Annotated in this window: 8 protein-coding genes; 2 read left to right on the forward strand and 6 right to left on the reverse strand. The window is 60.1% G+C overall.

The window, feature by feature from the left end; genetic code table 11:
- Nucleotides 1-64: 64 nt before the first annotated feature.
- Nucleotides 65-1150, reverse strand: coding sequence for an alanine dehydrogenase (gene ald / locus Q0887_RS07250; RefSeq protein WP_299193562.1), 1086 nt, complete (start codon nucleotides 1148-1150; stop codon nucleotides 65-67).
- A 132-nt stretch (nucleotides 1151-1282) separates the two neighbouring features.
- On the opposite strand from ald, the gene Q0887_RS07255 reads away from it, so the two are divergent.
- A complete protein-coding gene (locus Q0887_RS07255; RefSeq protein ID WP_299193564.1) occupies nucleotides 1283-1750 on the forward strand; it encodes an Lrp/AsnC family transcriptional regulator in 468 nt (155 codons plus the stop codon).
- Nucleotides 1751-1812: 62 nt separating this feature from the next.
- Nucleotides 1813-3264, forward strand: coding sequence for an NAD-dependent succinate-semialdehyde dehydrogenase (locus Q0887_RS07260; RefSeq protein WP_299193566.1), 1452 nt, complete (start codon nucleotides 1813-1815; stop codon nucleotides 3262-3264).
- 412 nt (nucleotides 3265-3676) lie between these two features.
- Here Q0887_RS07260 and Q0887_RS07265 read toward each other — a convergent pair whose 3' ends face one another.
- From Q0887_RS07265 to Q0887_RS07285, 5 genes are all read right to left on the reverse strand, one after another.
- Nucleotides 3677-4840, reverse strand: coding sequence for an alpha-hydroxy-acid oxidizing protein (locus Q0887_RS07265; RefSeq protein ID WP_299193568.1), 1164 nt, complete (start codon nucleotides 4838-4840; stop codon nucleotides 3677-3679).
- A 159-nt stretch (nucleotides 4841-4999) separates the two neighbouring features.
- Nucleotides 5000-5749: a hypothetical protein gene (locus Q0887_RS07270; RefSeq protein ID WP_299193570.1), complete on the reverse strand. Its 750-nt coding sequence runs from the start codon at nucleotides 5747-5749 to the stop codon at nucleotides 5000-5002.
- On the reverse strand, nucleotides 5736-7835 hold the full coding sequence (locus tag Q0887_RS07275) for a CHASE2 domain-containing protein (RefSeq protein ID WP_299193572.1): 2100 nt from the start codon (nucleotides 7833-7835) through the stop codon (nucleotides 5736-5738). The genes Q0887_RS07270 and Q0887_RS07275 overlap by 14 nt, the downstream gene beginning before the upstream one ends.
- Before the next feature lie 142 nt (nucleotides 7836-7977).
- Nucleotides 7978-11040, reverse strand: coding sequence for a CHAT domain-containing protein (locus Q0887_RS07280; protein ID WP_299193574.1), 3063 nt, complete (start codon nucleotides 11038-11040; stop codon nucleotides 7978-7980).
- A gap of 1 nt (nucleotide 11041) precedes the next feature.
- The gene (locus tag Q0887_RS07285; RefSeq protein ID WP_299193576.1) at nucleotides 11042-19237 is read right to left on the reverse strand and encodes a hypothetical protein; all 8196 of its coding nucleotides are present in this window, start codon (nucleotides 19235-19237) and stop codon (nucleotides 11042-11044) included.

Below are 19237 nucleotides of genomic sequence, written 5' to 3' on the forward strand. Positions count from 1 at the left end.
TAGCGCCTCCGCCCGCGCATTACCCGCGAAAGCGCGGCACTATCTGTTCGCTTTTATGCAACTCCTAAAAACCCAAACTCTCTGCCACCGCTTCGTTGACGATCTTGCCCTTGTGCACGTTGAGGCCGAGCGCGAGATGCGGGTCGGCTTCGCATGCGGCAACCACGCCCTTGTTCGCCAGCGCAAGACCGAAAGGCAGGGTCGCATTGTTGAGCGCGTAGCTCGACGTGTGCGGGACCGCGCCGGGCATGTTGGCGACACAATAATGGATGATATCGTCAACCAGATAGGTCGGCTCTTCGTGCGTGGTCGGCTTGGAGGTTTCGAAGCACCCGCCCTGATCGATCGCAACATCAACCAGCACTGCACGGTGCTGCATCAGGCCGAGCATATCGCGGGTCACCAGCTTGGGTGCGCTCGCGCCGGGGATCAGCACCGCGCCGACAACCACGTCGGCATCGGTGATTGCGTTCTCGATTGTACCGGCATTGGAGTAGCGCGTGGTCACACGGCCCTGGAACATGTCGTCCAGCTCGCGGATGCGCGGGAGCGAGCGGTCAAGTATCTCGACATTGGCGCCCAGACCCGCGGCCATACGCGCGGCCTGCGTGCCGACAACACCGCCGCCGATCACGACTACTTTCGCCGGAAGCACGCCGGGCACACCGCCCATCAGAATGCCGCGCCCGCCATTGTTCTTGTGGCTCGCCTGCGCGCTGGCCTCAATCGAGAGCCGCCCTGCAACTTCGCTCATCGGTGCGAGAAGCGGCAGGCCGCCATGCGCATCGGTGACAGTTTCGTATGCCACCGCCGAGACGCCGCTTTCCATCAGACCCTTGGCCTGTTCGGGATCGGGCGCGAGGTGGAGATAGGTGAAGAGGATCTGGTCTTCGCGCAGCTGCACCCACTCATTGGGCTGCGGTTCCTTGACCTTCACCACCATTTCAGCGCGGGCGAAGACTTCTTCAGCGCTATCGACGATCTCCGCACCGATGGCCCGGTAATCATCATCGGTCTTGGTGATGCCAAGGCCTGCGCCGCTTTCGACAACAACCGAATGGCCATTGGTCACATATTCACGAGCCGCTTCGGGCGTCAGGCCGACGCGATATTCGTGGTTCTTGATTTCCTTGGGAACGCCAACGAGCATGATTCTCTCCGCTTCAATTACGGCGCGCAGAATACACCCGTTTGTCAGATGGTTCTCTGCAAAGTCTTGAGTGAAATTCCATAATGGTGCAGACTTTCAGCATATTTCTGTACTATTGCGTGAGAAACCTGCATGGAACTTGACTCTATTGATCTGAAGCTTCTGCAATCATTGTCCGAAGACGGGCGCATGAGCCACCAGCAGCTCAGCGAAGAAATTGGCCGATCGCCCACCTCCATCGCCAGACGTTTGCGCCAGCTCGAAGACAGCCACCTTATCCGTCGCTACTCCGCCGATATCGACGTTGCGCAGTTGGGTTTCGGCGTGACCGTCCATCTCAAGATCACGCTGGAAAGCCAGAGCAGCGCCGCGCTGAACGCGTTCGAGGAGGCTATTCGCGAAAGCCCTTCCGTAACCCAATGCGATCTGATGTCGGGCGGGCACGATTATTACGTTGTCGTCAAAGTCCGCTCGCTCGATCATTTTGGCGAGGTCCACCGCGATGAATTGTCCAGCCTGCCCGGAGTAGTGCGCATGGAGACCAGCTTTGTCCTGCGCAAAGTGGTCGATCCGCGCCTTCCGCCCGGTTGGAGAGATTGAAACTCGCCCGCCATCTGCTACTTGGTTTCCATTGTAACCAACCCCGTTGAAAAGGAACCGCCATGACCGCCTATCCAAATGTGAAAATGCTGATCGGCGGTGAGTGGGTCAGCGAAGGCGGGGAAGGCTCGTTTGCGGTTATCAATCCGGCAACCGAAGCAGAGATCGGCCGCGCGCCCAAGGTTTCCAAAGATCAGCTCGACGCAGCCCTCGCTGCGGCAGATGCGGCATTCCCGGTGTGGAGCGGGACGCCGGCTATCGAGCGTTTCCGCATCATTTCGCGCGCCGCCGCTTTGCTGCGCGAACGCGCCGAGACAATCGCGCGCGTGATGACGCTGGAAATGGGCAAGCCGCATGGGCAGGCGCTCGCCGAAACCGTGGGCGCGGCCGATCTGATGGAATTCCTCGGCGAGGAAGCCAAGCGGCAGGGTGGACGTCTGGTGCCGGTCCGCAGTCACAACCTGCTTGAGCAACGCGTGATGCAGGTCCCGATTGGCCCCGCAATGCTCTTCACCCCGTGGAATTTCCCGATCAACCTGCCTGCAAAGAAGCTTGCTGGCGCGCTTGCCGCTGGCTGCTCGTGCATCCTCAAGCCTGCCGAAACGACGCCTGCGACCGCGCAGATGCTGGTCGAGTGCTTTATCGATGCGGGAATGCCCTCAGGGGCAATCAATCTGGTTTACGGCGATCCAGCGATGATATCAGAGCATCTGATCACCGCACCAGCCACGCGCAAAGTCAGCTTCACCGGCTCGACCGCAGTTGGCAAACATCTGGGGGCACTGGCAGCACAGGGCCTCAAGCGCTTCACTGCAGAGCTGGGCGGCCATGCTCCGGTAGTGATCGGCGAGAGCGCCGATTTCGACCGAACCGTAGCGGCCTGCGCGGGAACCAAGTTTCGCAATGCCGGACAGGTTTGCGTCTCCCCTACCCGTTTCCTTGTCGCTCGCGGGATTTACGACAAGTTCGTCGCTGAATTCGCCCGCCGTTCGCAGGAGATCAAAGTCGGTGATGCAAGCGCCAGCGACGATGTCGATATGGGCCCGCTCGCCCATGCAGGGCGCGTGGCCGCGATGCAGGACCTGATGGGATCGCTTGGCGGAGAGCATGGCGAGATCGTTGCAGGTGGCTCTGTGATCGAAGGGCCCGGCCACTTCTTCCAACCCACCGTCATCGCCAACCCGTCAGCGGATTCGCGCCTGATGACCCAGGAACCCTTCGGCCCTGTCGCAGGCATCGTGCCCTATGACGATATCGAAGATGCGGTGAGCATCGCCAACTCGCTGCGATACGGCCTTGCTGCCTATGCCTTCACCGGATCGCTCGACGAAAGCCATTATCTCGGCAATTCGCTTCGCGCTGGCATGGTGGCGATCAACCACTTTGCGGTCGGCTCTCCTGAAACGCCTTTTGGCGGAACCGGCGACAGCGGCTTTGGCTCCGAAAGCGGCAGCGAGGGCTATCTCGGCTACACCGAGACAAAGCTTGTCACCGTCGCCAAATCGGCGCCGTGATCGCTAGGAAGTGTTGGGTGCGTTAGTTGTATCAGCCTAACTTAAGGCTGCGACTCGCAGATCAGCCGCGCAGACTCATTCTGGAAAGAAAGCGCGACCAGCGACTGGGAGCGGGCATCGGACGGATGCGTCCATAGCGCGCTCGGCGTGAACTTTCATCGCCAAAACAAACAGTTCGGCCCATTGCGTCTGGGCCTGATGAGATGATTGTTGGTCTCTCCATGAGTCGCGTTCCCCGATTCGCGATTTTGTTATGTGAGGAAACTAACATCAAAACTGTGGAAAACTGAGTCAAAATTTGACCGATCGGCAAGTTTCGAAAAACTTCCAGTCAAGTCAGGGTTTTCCATAGGGTGTTGATACTGTGAATCGGCCACTTGCCAGCCTGCGCGCTGGCCTCGCGCCGTTCGCTCTAGCCCGTTCTAAGGGCTCCCGCTTCACGCACGTCGGCCAAGGTCGGATAACCGTTCACCGCCATTAGCAAGTCGGCCTCTGCGAGGATTGAGCGCAGTACCCACGCTGCCCCCTCCGCCGCGCCGATCGCGAGGCCGTAGGTGTAAGGCCGCCCTACTCCGACCGCTGTCGCGCCCAGCGCAAGCGCCTTCACTGCGTCGCTTCCCGAACGAATGCCGCTGTCGAAAAGAACCGGCGTATCGTCAGCCGCCGCAACTACGTCAGGCAGCAGATCGATCGTCGCGATCCCGCCATTGGCCTGACGCCCTCCATGGTTGGAGCAGTAGATCGCATCGGCTCCGTGATCGATCGCCTTGCGCACGTCTTCCGGGTGGCAAATGCCCTTGAGCACAATCGGAAGGTCAGTGACCGACTTGAACCAGGCCACGTCCTCCCATGTCAGAACTTGCCCGAAAATCGCAGCGAACAGCATGATCGCCGCCTTGGGATCCTCTTCCGGCGGCTTTTCGAGCAACGAGCGAAAGACTGGATCGGTGAAATAGTTCTGCATCACCTTGCCGCGCAGTTGCGGGAAGTTTGATGCGTTGAGATCGCGCGGACGCCAGCCTGTCAGCCAGGTGTCGAGAGTGACCACAATCGCCTTTGCACCGGAGGCCTCGGCGCGCTTGATCAAGCTCGTCGTAAGCTCGCTATTGCGCGGGGTGTAGAGCTGGAAAAAGGCGGGCGTGTCGCCTGTCTCCTTGAACACATCCTCAAGCGGATCGTTGCCGAGTGTCGAAACACAAAAGGGCACGCCCGTCATCGCCGAAGCGCGCGCGGCTGCCATATCGCCGTGGCGATCCTGCGTTGCCTCACCATTCACCCCGACCGGCGCCATGAAGAGCGGCGTGGGTAAGTCCATGCCGAACAGATTGATCGACAGATCGCGCTCGGTGCAATCGACCATCATGCGGGGGACCATACCCCAATGGTGGAATGCCGATGCGTTGGTGTCCTGTGTGTGCTCGTCTCCGCAGCCGCCCGCGACATAATTGGTCATCATCGGCCCGAGCGCCTCATGCGCGCGGCGCTCCAGCGTGGCGAAATCAACCGGGTAATCGGGCAGGATACCCTGTGTTCCGGCATTGTAGATCTCGTTCTGCATTCCGCCGAAATTGTGCATGGCTGGCTGTCCTCTTACCCCGATTGTGCTTGCCGGTTATGAGAGCCGATAGTGCAGCCGCCAGCAAGCCCCTTTTCGCTAACGGGCAATTATGAAAAGGGCCGGAGACCGCTTTAGGCGGCTCCAGCCCTTTCAAGTCACCGAGTGGAGACAAATTGCCTATTCGGCAGACGCTTCAAGAGTATCGGCCAGCAGCGCGAGTTGCGTCGTGCATCCGTTATCGATCAGTGCCTGCGCCAACGCATCGGGGGCCGCGTATTCTTCGTCCATTGTCACAAAGGTGACGTTGACCGAAGCCGCTTCACTGTCTTCGCCTGCAGGCGCGGTGATGGTGTAGTTTCCGCCATCCGTGATCGGCAGCCCATTGGGATCAAGCGCGCGCACGGCTTCGCTTTCGACAAAGGACACTTCGAGCGAACCTTGCGATGCGGCATCGCGGATCTGGTAGGTTTGCGCTTCGGTTGCCTCGGGACGCCACAGGCGCACGCTGCCAAGATCGTAAAGACAGACATTGCCAGCCGCAGCGACATTCACAAACCACAGGTTCGGGCTGCGTGCCGGTGCGCCGGTCGCGCCGCTGCGCACCGCACCCGTGCGGACCCGCCGAGCGGCCCGTTGGCGCGTAAGGTTAGAGAAGCGCGCGCGGGTGCGGGTTGCCCCTTCGCCTACGCGGAAAGTGCCCGGCCCCTGCATCACGCGGGTGCCGTCATCGGTCAATACAGTGATCTTGTCGCCTGCGCGCAACGTGATCGAGGCTTCGTCGGCAACCTGACGGCCGACGGGATATTCACCCGCAGACGGTCCGGAAGATTTCACCACCACACCCGCGCTCGCAGCGCCGGGTACGGCCAAGACAGCGCCAACAAGCGCCAGACCCAAAAAACGGGCTTTCAATTTATCCGAGAACATAAGCTCCCCCATCATTCAATTTCCGAATACGTTCGCCATAGTTACGTAGCGCGTCGTCATCCGGATGCATAGCAACCACCTCATCGATTAATTGTACTGCTACGTCATGCTTGCTGTCGCTAAGCTGAGCGGCTTCAATTAATTTTTCGCGATGTTCGGGCGGGAAATCAGGCATGGGTTGATAGATATCAACGGGTTGCGCCCGTCCGCGCAGCACAATCCGGCCCATCGGCACCCACCAATCCGGATTGGATTTTTCAATAAATTCACGGCTAGCCGAAACCGACGACTGAAGGGGTTTGTTGGCTGCCTCAAGGCGCGCGGCGGTGTTCATGGAATCGCCCAGCGCAGTATACTGGATGCGCGAATCCCCGCCAAAGTTGCCGACAACCGCTTCGCCAAAGTGCAAACCCACCCGCGTCTTGCCGATCTTGGGCAGGTTCGGGTCCATCGCGGCGACCTCTTCGCGGAAATCCTCGCCAGCCTTCCACATTGCGTAGCCGGCCTTGGCCGCACGCTCGGCATCGTCAGCGCGCGCGATCGGTGCCCCCCAGAAGGCAACCACAGCGTCGCCGACATATTTGTCGATGACGCCGCCATGGTCGAGCACAACCTGACTGAGCAGCTCAAGATAGCGGTTGAGCAGCTTTGCGACCATTTCCGGTTCGATCGCATGGCTCATCTTGGTGAAGCCTTCGAGATCGCTGAACAGCACATAGATCTCGCGCTTTTCTCCGCCGAGCGAGAGCAATTCAGGCTCGTCGATGATCTGTTTGGCGATATCGGCCGGAATATATTTGCCCAGCGCCCCTTGCGCGAAACTGCGCTGCGCTGAGCCTGCCGAGCGCGCTGCGGAAGTCACTGCGGTAAAGGCGACAATCCATGCGAGCAGCCAGCCAACCGCAGGCAGGCCGTAAGTGTCGATATCCTGGAAATGGAGCACGAAGGGAATGCCCACAAACAAAGCGGCGAGACCAAACAGCAGCGGCACCAGCTTAGGCGCAGGCCATTCCAACAGCGCGGTCAGCGCCGCGGTTGCTACCACAAGAAAGGCCATCGCCCACAGCGCCCAAGTCGGCACTTGCGGCAACACTTTGCCATCGAGCATTTGTGCAATGATCTCACCGTGCACCGAAAGCCCGGCTGGCTCAAAACCGGTCCATGATGTGAATGAGGTTTCGACACGGTCGTAATCGACAATGTCGCCGCCGATCAGGACATACTTGCCCTCGATCTCTTGCGCGACGAACTCGGCAACGGCGGGGTCGAGATCGGTGAAGAGCTCGATGGAAAGCGACTGGAACAGAGGCTCTTCGATATCGGCCTGTCCGCCTTCGCCCGCGCCTTCTTCTTCATCAAGTCCCGCGCGCAGTGCCCGGCGGTACTCGATCCCGCCAAGATAGCCTTCGAAGGCTTCGTAGGGCCCGCCTGCATCCTGCAACATCGCCCGCCCAAGCAATGGCGGCAGGTCTGGTTCGATCGTCGGCCAGATGCGCGTTGCGCCAAATGTGTTGTCGAGCCGGATGCTGGCAGGTCGCGAATTGGAGCCCTCAAGCGCGGCCATGAACTCCTCGAGGAAGATTTGTTGCTCGTAAACAATATCGCTCGAATTGGTGGCAACGTTGGCATAGCCGACCAGCGTCGGCGTCTGCATATTACGCAAAGCTTCGATCAGCAGTTCGTCTTCAGCTTGGGGCTGGTCGAACAGAATATCGATCCCGATGGCCTTAGCGCCCATCTGGTCGAGATTGGTCAGCGCTTCGGCCAGCGCGTCGCGCGGCAACGGGGATCGCTGTTCGAGGTTGATGAGCGCCTGATCGTCATAGACGACCAGAATGATCCGGTCGTCCTGTTCGACCAGATCAGCCGCAAGGAAAGCGCGGGTGTCGTAAAGCGCTCTTTCGGCGGCATTGGTCAACGGAGTGGGTTCTTCGCCGCCGGGCAAGGTCCAGCTGAAACGGGCGAGAAACACTGCCACCAGCAGCAACAGACAGGTCGCGACCAGTTGCAGCGTACCGGCCTCGCGGACGCTTCGCCACCCGCGCGCAATCAGGCCGCCGCGCCGCTTCTTTCCTTCGTCTGTCATTGCCCCTCCAATGCCCCCATGGCCCAGCCATAGCACCGCGCAACCTACAAAGCGGTTTTGCACTGGCTACGCAAGTCACAGGGCCTGCGAAATCCCCTAGGGGCAGTTGCCTAGATCAGCTGCGCGAGCGGTCCGGGAATTGCTACCGCACGACTTTCGTCGAGCCATCACCAACCACGGCAAAGGCCGACCAGTAGAAGGGATGCGAAGTCTCCCGATCATCCATCAGAGCGACTTGCGAGAGGCGCAGCGCATCAGCTGTTGCGACATCAGACCCTTCGAACAGCCCGCCGATCAGGCGCGTGGTCGCGTTATAGTCGTCAGGAACCGGCCAATGGCTGGCAAGCACCGTGCGCCCCCCTGCCCCGACAAAGGCGCGAACCAGACCGTCCAGCGCGAACTCGCCGCGCGAGACGATGCCTGCCTCCAACGCCGCACCGACAGTCGCGCTGCCTGCCGTATCGCAGGCGGAAAGGATCACGAGATCGGCATCGATCCGCAGCGCGAAGATCTCGGCAAAACTAAGCAGTCCATCCGAACCGTCATCGCCGAACGAGGTCAGCAGAGCCGGACGCGGCGGGCATTCGGGCTGAGGCGCGGTAACAAGGCCGTGCGTAGCGAAGTGAAGGATGCGGTACTCACCCAAATCCTCGCGGGCCTTGATAGCGGTGTCAGTGAAACCGTCCTTTGTGAGGACCGTCGCTCCGCCGCTTTGCCCTCCGCCAAGCCGTGAGGCGGCGTCGAAAAGCTCGTCCGATTTGATCGGGTTGGACCAGATATTCTCCGACCACAGGCAGTTCTCGCCGCCTGCAAGCGCCGAACGCGTGCCGGTCGAGCCAACCGGCCCATCTCCAATCGGCGTGTTCTCGCCCAGTCCAAGATAGGCCTTGTCAGCCGCGCTGGGCGGCGCGGCGCGGACGTCGCGGAAAGCCGTCGGTGCGACCGAGGTGGTGATCTGCGAATTGCGACCGAGCCACTGGACCCCGCGGAAATCGTAGTCATCGCCATCAGGCCCTTCGAGCCGCGCCTGATATTGCGCGACACTCGCATCGTCGGTCACCAACAGGTTGATTGGCAGCTTGAGCAGCGCACCATCAGGTTCGAAAACGATATGGGTGCGTCCCGGCAGGCGGTCCGCAATGGGTCCGAACAGACGCAGATAGAGATCGCGTGAGGCTTCGAGGTCGAACGGGAAGGTGACGACCTGCGCGCCCTCTGCAATCGCAATGCTTTCCCTGATGCCGAGAACGATATCCTCTAGCTCGTCAGGGGTCGCATCGACCCTGTAGGCCAGTGCCTCTTCGGGCGTAATGTAGATCATGAAGGCTTCGCTATCGAGCTCCACCATCTTCACATAGGCTTCACCCGGACGCAGGATTGACTGCATGCCTGCCAGATCAATCGCCCCGCCCGATACCGCGCGGAACCGCGGATATTCGGCGAGTTTCTGAAGCACTTCGGCTTGCTGATCCTGCAAGGAAACGAGCCGCGACTGCCGCTCTGTCAGAATGGCGGCGGCTTGCGGATTGAGCTGCGCGTCACCTTCGATCTGGATGATCTGGGCGCGGGTTCGTTCAATCGAACGTCCCAGATTGACGCTCTGGCGGAACAACGCGGATGCTTCATCGCTGCCACCTGACAATTCGCGCGCAAGCACTGCCTGGGTTTGCGCAAGGCCGGGGCGCAGCAGCAGCTGGCTGGCGGAGAATATGTCGTCGGCGGCCTCCGTGCTTGCCCCATCGGCGAGCAGCAGGCTGAAATAGCTCGCCATATAGTTGCGCAGTGAAGGAGCTGGTCGCCCTTCGGCCTCGGCAACGATCTCGCGGTAAAGGCCGATTGCCTCGCCCTCGCGTCCGGTGCGCGCATAGAGCCCTGCAAGCTGTGCCTGCGCGCTATAAAGCGCGGGCGATTCCGGATAAGCGCTGTCGAGCAATGCGATGCCTTGCTTGTGCAGTGCCTCCGCACGGCCTGCATCGCCTGCCCCTTCGGACAGTTCGGCAAGCTCGCTTAGCACCTGCGCGCGCAGCCAGAGGATCGAGATGATCCTTCCGCTGCGCACTTCGGACAAAGTCGTATTGGCGCGCGAAAGACTGCTCGCTGCAAGCTCCACGTCGCCGAGCTGGCGCTGACTGGTCGCGCGCAGATAATCCGCTTGCCCGTCGAGCAATTGCGCACGCTCAATCGGTGTTAGGCTCATCGCAATGACGCCGCGTGTCGCATTGTCGCTTTCTGCCGCGAGGCGCCGCGCCATGGCAGGGCCGATCTGAAGGCTGCGAAGCGCCGTAGTGTCACCGAAATCGGTGCGGAGCGGTGCGTTCAGGATATCGATAGCGAGCGAAGGCTGGCCCTGATTGAGCGCATCGATGGCTTCGTAATTGCGCTGCAGCCGTGCGAGGACGGGGCTTGTCCCAGCTCCCCCGCTCGTCTGTTCGAAACGGCGGCGTGCCTCGGCGAAATTGCCCAGGTTGGACTGGAGCAACCCTTCGTTGAGCCGCGCTTCGATCTCGCTCGTGCCGGTCAGCGATTCTGCCGATGCGGCGAAGAATTCCGCTGCCTCAGCGAACTCGCCCGCATTGGCCCGGCGATAGGCCTCGTTCAAGGCCTGATCGGCGGTAATCGATTCGGCCTGTTGCCGTGCAAAGGCGAGGGTATCGGTGGTTTGGGTCAGCGGGATGTCGACCGTGCCCGGCACCAGCCGGTCATTTGCTAGCGAGGCTACCCCGAGGCTGAGGGCGCTGCGATAGGCTGACAGCCCGCTCGCTGCGAAGGTGCGGTTGCCGCGCTCTCCAACTAGCAATTCGGTGCGGATAATACTGCCCTCGCGTGAGCAGATCAGGCGCTTGGCGCCTTCCAGCCCGCTTGGCATGTCAGCACCCGCTTGTTCGGAGCATGAGGCACCTGGGCCAGCAAAGCGAGCAGCCGCTTCGTCGGCGACACGCCCGCGCACAACCCACATCGTGCCAATAGGCGCGCCGGCATCGCGGCAGAGCAGATTGTATTTGCGGTCAAACAGACCCGATCCGCGTTCGGGGGCCTGAATCTGCGCCTCGCACAGCCCGTTCGATCCGATGGGAAATGTGTCACGCAGGCTGACCGGATTTTGCGAAGCCACCTGAGCGGTGTTGGGACTGGCCCAAAATGCCGCCGTTCCAACAGCTGCCAGCGCGCCGAGTGTAAGCAGAGATTTTCTGATTGTCTGGGTCATCTTAGTTCCCCTCCACGCGGACGCTGCCGGTCGCACCCGGACCATAGAGCGAGCTGTCACCGCCGCTCGAGACCGGATCATCGATCGTGCCTTCTTCCTCATCCTCTGGCTCCACCATTAAGCCGGGGAAGTCGATGCCGAATTCGGTATCGGCCTCCGCCTCGGTTAGCGGAACCGGAGCAACACTTGTGATCGGGTCTTCGATAATGTTCGGATTGTTGATCGGCAGGCTCACCTCAGAATTTTCGGGCTCCGGCGTAACGGGATCAGGGCCACCTCCGCTTCCACCATTATCTGGGCAGACTCCGGTGTTGATCAGACAATCATTGAATTCCGACGTGCCCGAATAGAAGGTGGAGGTTGAACTTCCGTCATTGTTGAAATTGACCTCGCCGAAGAAATCTTCGCCGGTGATCAGATTGCCCTGACCGTCAATTCGCGCACCATAGGCGAACACGTCGAGCCCACTTTCCGCATTGGTGGCACTATCAGGTGCAAAGATCGACAGACCGCCATCGCCCACCAATATGCCACCTTGCGCAGTTTCGGTGCCGGTATTGCGGACGAGGAAACTAACGCCGGCTTCTACGCTCACACCACTTGCGCGGACAAAGCCAAGGGGATCATCGCTCCCACTTGCCGCCACACGCAACTGGTCGTCACGGCCTGAGAACAGAGAATCGTCCTGAAGCAAGGCAATCAAGTCGCTGTCAGCGATCCAGATATTGTCTGACCCCAGGAATATATTGCCTCCCGGATCGCCATTGGGGTTCAAGACGAACAGCCCGCCGGGCGTGACCACTTCAATCCTCCCTCCGGCAAGCAGGCTTAGCTGGTCAGTTTCAGCTGCATCGTTCCATTGGACGAGACCGTCGACCCGAATGATGCCGCCACTGCCCGTGGCATTGATAGTGACGCTCGAAACGCCATCATCAAGCGAACCGGCAATAACGGTGTCGCGGATGATGATGTCGGGATCGTTCGACCCAGCGCCCGGCAAAGCATCCTGCGTGAATGTAAAGTCGGTCACATCGATCCGCTGGAGCTCTTCAGCGATCGCGCTGTAGCCTTCGCCGGTCGCGTCACTATCAGGCGTACCTACTCCACCAAGAACCGCTGGATCATCGGCGTTGATCGAGACCAGATTTACAATCGGAGCGCCAATCCGCGCGCCGTTTGCAATCACGATATCGTTGGACGTGAGGTTGAGTACGGCTCCGCCAAATCCGACATGATTGTCGTCATCTCCAAGGATGTTGATTATAGCCTGCGATTGAACGTCAACAATTGCAGTGGGATCCAATTGATCGGGCCCGCCAACAATCCTTCCTTGCGAAGTCTCGACAGTGAAATCATCGAGCACATCGATTGTCATGTTGCCGGAAATAAGGATGTCTCCGCCAATTGCTCGGACGCTAGAGCCATCTGCGCTGCTGCTGGCCGTGCGGTCGCCCAGAGCAAATCCATTCAAATCGTTGACCGCAAGCTGGCCTTGCTGTGCGACTACCGAGAATTCACCGCTTACATTCGGTACGCCGGAATCGTCATTGGCTCCTGAGCCGCTAGCACTCAGGTTCAGCTCGTCGATATTGACCTGAGGCGCGCCGACAACATCCGTGCTGCCGATCAACACATCGGCTGTGCCGCCAGAAGTCAGCCCGTCGATAGAGCTGACTGCGTCGCTGAAGAGCGAGACGGTGAAGATGTCGACGTTCACCGTATCGCTGAATTCAACAAAGGTGGAACCCGCTTCAGCGTTTCCGCCCGAAACTCCGGTCGCGGTGGTTCCCGATGCCGCATTGGCTGTCAGCAGCAGCTCGTCGAACGCGAATGTGCCGCCGATACCGCTGAACGATGCCGATCCTGCCAGACTGTCGCCGATGCTCTCGCCGCCATTGCCGCCGGTTGCATCGGAATGGAGCGTCATCGTTCCGGGTGAAGAATTCGCCGCAAGGATGGTCAGATCCGAGTTAACGAAAGTGGCAAAGACATCGCCGCCTGTGGCCGTCCCGCCAGTGCCGCCTACGCCATTGCCGCCTTGGGCGGATCCGCGCAAACTATTGACCCCGAACAAGTCTGCAGCCCCTCCGCTAAACCCGAATTGAATGCCGCCACTGACACCTTCACCAGCTGTTGTGCTGTCACCCAATGCATCCCCGCCAGTTGCTTCGGAGAAGATGGTCAGCGTTCCATCAACCCCGACGGGCTGACTGGTGTAAGCGAGCGAGGAAATGGTCGAGTTGCTGAACTGGATATCGGCGGTGCTCGAACTCGCATCGCCGCCGCTTCCAACTCCGTTTCCACCAAAGACTTGTTCTCCAATCTGGATGAATGCTTCGCCGTTGGCATTGGTCAAAATGTTGATCACAGAATTGGTGACATTCCATTCGATGAAGCCGGATGTGACATTGCCTCCATTCCCGTTGATCCCGCCATCGCCGCCGCTCGACGAGGTGGTGAAGAGACTGTTGCCGAACGTCGTCAGCGTGCTGTCGATAATGTCGTAGAACTCGCCGCCAGCCGTTGCATTGCCGCCATTGCCGGTGCCCGAACCGTCGCCGCCATTGGCGCCCGAACTGCCGCCAATAAACTCTCCTTCTACATCGCCACCATTGGTCAGGTTCATGAGCCGCTCGCCGCCGATTGCGTCGCCGCCACTGATGTCGAGATTTGAGTTGAGACTGCTGCCGCCATTAGCAAAGCTCGAGATGATGACCTGACCAAGATCAATCGAGGCATTGTCTGCGGAAATCGTGACAAACCCGCCTTGCGCGGTTCCGCCAACACCCCCGTCAACCGAACTTCCACCGCCAAACGCTGATGCCTGAATTCCGTTGCCGATCTGGCTGTTTGGATCATTTGCTGGATCAGGCGGAAGCGTGATGTCGCCGCCATCCGAAACGTTGATCTCAATATCGCCACCCAACGCGGAGCCACCAATACCAGACCCACCAGTCGTATCACCGCCAAAGCCATTGGACGAGATGATCGCGCCTCGATTGAGCGCATCGCTAAAGGCTTGCGGAGTATTGAGCTGTATCCTGACCTGGCTGCCTTGATCGCGAGAGCGAACAAAGGTGGAGCCGCCAAAACCGTCTCCGCCCGCAGCATCACCGACCCCGCCTTGACCGGAGGATGTCACTTGCGCTGAGCCAAGCGTAATCGTGCTTCCGTTATGTGCTTCGATCGTGGAGAGACCGCCCTGTCCGAACCCGCCTGAGCCCCCGATGCCGCTCGCTCCGCCAACACCGTTTGCGATCACTGCAGCGTTTCCGCTTACCGTCGCATCGCCGGAGATATTCGATCTAAACGCAGACAGGTCGCTGCGCCCTCCAAAACCGTCGCCGCCATCTCCTCCAGAAGATGATCCGCCAAAACCGCTGGTATCGAGAATGACGTCTCCATCGATGTCGATCGTACCGTCGGTCACGTCGATAAACGCCGCGCCGCCAATTGCCCTGCCGCCCGCGCTGCCGTCAGCGTTACCGCCAACGCCCTGCGAGATGAGTTGCGCGCCAGTAGCCTGGATCGTGCCGCCATTGACCGTATCCATCACGGCCTTGAAGAAGGTACTATTGCGGTTGCGAGCATCGTTGGTCGCCTCGCCGCCATTCTCACCCGAACCGCCAATTGCGTTCGCTGTCGCGCGGATATTGCCTCCGCTCAAACTTCCGGTGTCGACAAAAATTGCCGCAAGGCCCGAAGTGCCAGTGCCGCCGTCTCCGCGCAGGGTGCCGGTTCCGCCGCCAAGTCCGCCATTGCCGCCTGTGCCATCTGCCGTCAGCAATATGTCGCCGAATGTTGCAACACCTGCACCGACCGAACCATCGGTGCCGATCAAGGTAAGGCCGACTGTCGAGGAACCACCTGTTCCGTCACCGCCATCGCCGCCATCTTGACCAGCGCCTCCTGCGCCGCCCACACCGCCAGCTCCCTGCGTAAGGATCAAAGCGAACCCTCCAACCGAAAGACTGCCGTTGTCACCGCCCGCAATTATCGACGCGCCATTAAACTCGCCGTCGTTAAAGGCGTTGACATCAAGCTCGTCGCCGCCAATGCCGTCACCGCCGCGGCCAGCCAGGATATTCGCACCATCGCCGTCGCCGCCTGAGCCACCTCGGCCATTGGCGCGGGTTTGTGCATCACCGCCTATCGCGATCATACCGGTTTCGGTTTGCGTGCCTGCGGCCACAATGGTTGCCCGGCCACCGTGACCTGTGCCGCCATCGCCGCCAATGCCGATTGAGTCTCCGCCGAAGCCGCCTGCATTGGCACGTGCACGGCCGGTGATATCAATCTGACCAGCGCCGACGCGAATACCAGCGAACCCGCCAAAGGCATCGCCTCCGCCGGTTCCATCCCCGCCGGTTCCCTCGGCGTCGATCAGCAGATCACGGCCTACGCCGAGGCTAGAATTGCCTTGCACATCGATGGTTGATCCGCCGCCGATTGCCACACCGCCAGCGCCGGTGCCGTCATTATCACCGGCAGTGGCATTGGTATCCGCGAACAAATCTCGGCCAACACTCATCGTTCCGGTGTTCTCGATCATGACAAGCGCGCTCCCGCCTGTCGCGGAGGCGGCATCAGCGCCAGAATTGCTGTCACCCGCTGTTCCGCGAGCGAGCAGACTTACATCGACTACAGCATCGAAAGTGCCCGCCGATCCTTCGATGGAGATTTCGGCGATGCCGCCATCGCCTGCTCCGCCGACACCAACTGCACCCAAGCTTAGTAAGGTGCCGCCTATGCCGTCTGCACGCAGCAACACATTGCCGCCTGCTGAGAAAGTTCCGTCAAGTACGCGCGCGGACGCAATTCCGCCTAAGCCATCGCCGCCGCCTTGCCCGTCACCGCCGAAGCCATCCGCCTCGACTTCAACTTCATCGCCCACAATGAGAGTTGAATTGGCCTGAATATCAATCGTTGAAGTCCCGCCGTTTGCGAGCCCGCCAGCTCCGGATCCGCCATTGCCGCCGCCAATCGCAAGTGTGCTGATGAACAGATCGGTGCCGATGGTCATTGATCCGCCGTTTTCGATCAACAGGTGCGCCTCACCTGCCGTGCCGACGGCGCCATCGCTGGCGCTGGAACTGAATCCAGCGAACACGCCTGCACTCAGAGGAACATTGCCTCCAACGTCGACCGAGGCGTTGGGACCACTGATCACAATTTCTGCGAGACCACCGGTTGCAGCTCCGCCGACATCAATTGCGCCGTTTCCGCCAAAAGCGCCGGCATCGAGAGATAGATTGTTGGTAACTGTGACCTGCGCGTCGGTTACCGTCAGCATGGCTTGTCCGCCTATGCCTTCGCCGCCCAGGTCCCCGTCTCCGCCGTTTCCTGCAGCAGAGCCCAACACCCCGCCAATAGCCATCAGCCCCTGATCTAGGGCCAACAACGAAACCAGACCGCCAGAGCCGTTGCCCCCAACATGGCCATCGCCGCCTGCGCCTTCTGAACTGAGATCGACATTGCCCGCGGTCACGTCGCCTTCGATCGCGCTGAAGAACGATCCACCGCCCTGGCCTATGCCGCCATTACCGGCGATTGCATCAGTTCCGTTGCCTGCGCCGCCATTACCGCCAACGCCATCGCTGAATATATCAATGTCACCAAAATCAGCGGTGCCGTTGCCGTCGCCAATTGTGGTCGTGCCACTTAACGTTGCATGGCCAACTTGGACAAAGCCGCCAGATCCATCCCCGCCATCGCCGCCGTCCTGATCAGTGCCGCCTGCGCCGCCCTGTCCGCCGACACCATTCGAACTGGCAAAGACGGTACCGCCCACCGAATAGGTCGCATTGTCTCTATCAGAGAGGAGAAAAGTTCCGCTGGAGAAGCCGCTTGCAGCCTGGTTTGCCACATTCTGGCCCCCAATAGCATCTCCGCCCCGGCCTGCTTCGATCGCGCTACCGTCGCCTGCACCGCCAGTGCCCCCGAAACCGTCGGAATATGCTCCAACATCTCCGCCGACCGTAATGCTGGCGCTGACATTGGCTGTCCCGTTAGCTTGTAGCGAGGAGTTGCCGCCTTCACCCAAGCCGCCATCGCCGCCAAATCCAATGCTAGCATTGCCGCCAAAGCCGGTAGAATCGATGTCTGCCAGTCCGGTGATGTCGAGAGTTCCGGAAACGACCTGAATACCTGCGATTCCGCCAAAGCCGCTACCGCCGCCAATTCCGTTACCGCCACGACCGGTAGCCGAACTGAAGAAATCGCCGCCGACCAGAAGGTTGCCGCCATTGGGAACAAAGCCGCGCGCGGCACCGCCCAAGCCGTCTCCGCCACGACCTCCGAAATTATTGCCGCCAATGGCGCGGGCTTCGAGGATCAGGGCGTCCTCGATATCGATAGTCTCGCTGCCACCGATAAAGACTTCTGCACTACCTGAATCCGCAATTGCACCATTGCCATTTGGATTGTTGGACGCGCCGGCAAATGCGAGCGAGTACAGCTCCGCAACGCCGTTAATGTCGATCGTTCCTCCGTCTAGAGCCTGGAGGATCGCGGCCCCACCAAATACATTGACCCCGCTGGATATGCCCAAAGTGTCCATCGAAGCAGAACTAGCGCCAGCCGACAAAAGGATGCTGCCATTGGTCGTCAAAAGACCATTATTGTTTGCAAAAACCTGCGCTGTGCCACCCGTCACATCGCCGCCGCTTAGCAGATCGCCCGAACGTTCTTGCGCTGCATCTGCAGTGACAAAGGAATCGCCGTTGATCGTGAGTGTACCGCCCCCTGCTGCAATCGTTGCAATGCCGCCCGTCGCGGTGCCGGAAGCAAGGACGCCCAGGTCAGCACCGGCAAATGCATCGGCAGTAACAACGACTGTGCCATTGATCGTCATCGTTCCGTCAAAGGCGTCGATAAAGGCATCCCCGCCCTGCGCATTGATCGCGTTGGGGTCGTTCAAAGACACGCCGGTCTCGCCAAAGTCGCGCGCCGAAACCAGCACGTCTCCGTTGATGGTGAAGTCGAAGCCGCCAGCCGAGGTTAGCTCGGCAAAATTGCGACCGACCATCAGCAGATTGCCGTCTATCGAGCTGTCGCCGATAAAGCTGCTGACCTGAACCTCTTCATTCGCGATAGCGAGCACACTGCTGGTCGATGTAAAGCCTTCGAGGAAAATGCTTCCGGGCGTGTTGGTGAGCTGGGTGTTGCCGTCGAATACTGCGTTGACACCATCACTAATCGACCCGCCATCAACGTCGCGCCCGCTTACTGCGTAATTGGCCGAAAGGATGATCTCGCCATTCACGATCCCAGCGCTCGCCGCCGGATCAAAGCCGAGATTACCACGGAAAATCATCGCGATAGGATCGTTCTGTGCTGCTGCAACCGCATAGATCATGTGGTTGTCGCCTGCGCCCGTGCTCGACGGACCCCCAATGTCCCCATCGAGGATTACTGGCGTTGTAGCGGACGTGCCGACCGGAATCTGGATGTCGAACAGACCGTTGCTGACAGTCACATTGACTTGCTCACCCGCGACATAGGCGTGACTGCCATTGATATCGGCCGTCCCGAACATCTGCACTTCGAGGCTGATGACCGCGAAATAGGAATTTTCGGCCGTGGCGGTGAACTGCGCGCCGGGCTGGATGATAATGTTCTGGCCTGCGGGGTCGATCGCGGTAAGCTGGAGCTGGCCTCCATTGAGCGCAAAATCATCAAAGCTGGCGAGATCCGGCTCGAGCGTTGTCAGAATCAAATTCCCGACATCGAACACCGCATTGTCGCCGACGAAAATCCCTGATGGAGAATAAAATGCGACCGTGCCGCCGCGACTAACCGCGCCGGTTCCAGGATCGACAAGCTGCGAAATCAGCGTCCCGTCGAAAACCGTCACACTGTCATTTGCAGAAGGAAGGACGATGTTCAGGACCGCAAAATCGGCGTTGTTGACGCCATTCTGGAACGTCACCGCATTGAATTGGGGCAAGAAATCGAGCGCATTGCCCGCGCCGTCCTCATCCGGAGTCCATTGGATCACCGCAGTGTCGGTCTGCACCACAATGGTCTCTGTGCCCGTGCCGGTGAATACCCGATTGGCTGAGCCTGACGTGACACTCTCGGTCGCCTGAATGGCCTGCGCGCTCGCCCGTTCGGGAGCCATTGCCAGTCCCGTTGCCATGGCGGCAGCGCCGCAACCAAGCAGCAGTTTGGCGCGGTTCCTGTTCAACTGAGCCAT

Origin of the sequence: uncultured Erythrobacter sp. (assembly GCF_947492365.1) — a bacterium.
Classification (GTDB): domain Bacteria; phylum Pseudomonadota; class Alphaproteobacteria; order Sphingomonadales; family Sphingomonadaceae; genus Erythrobacter.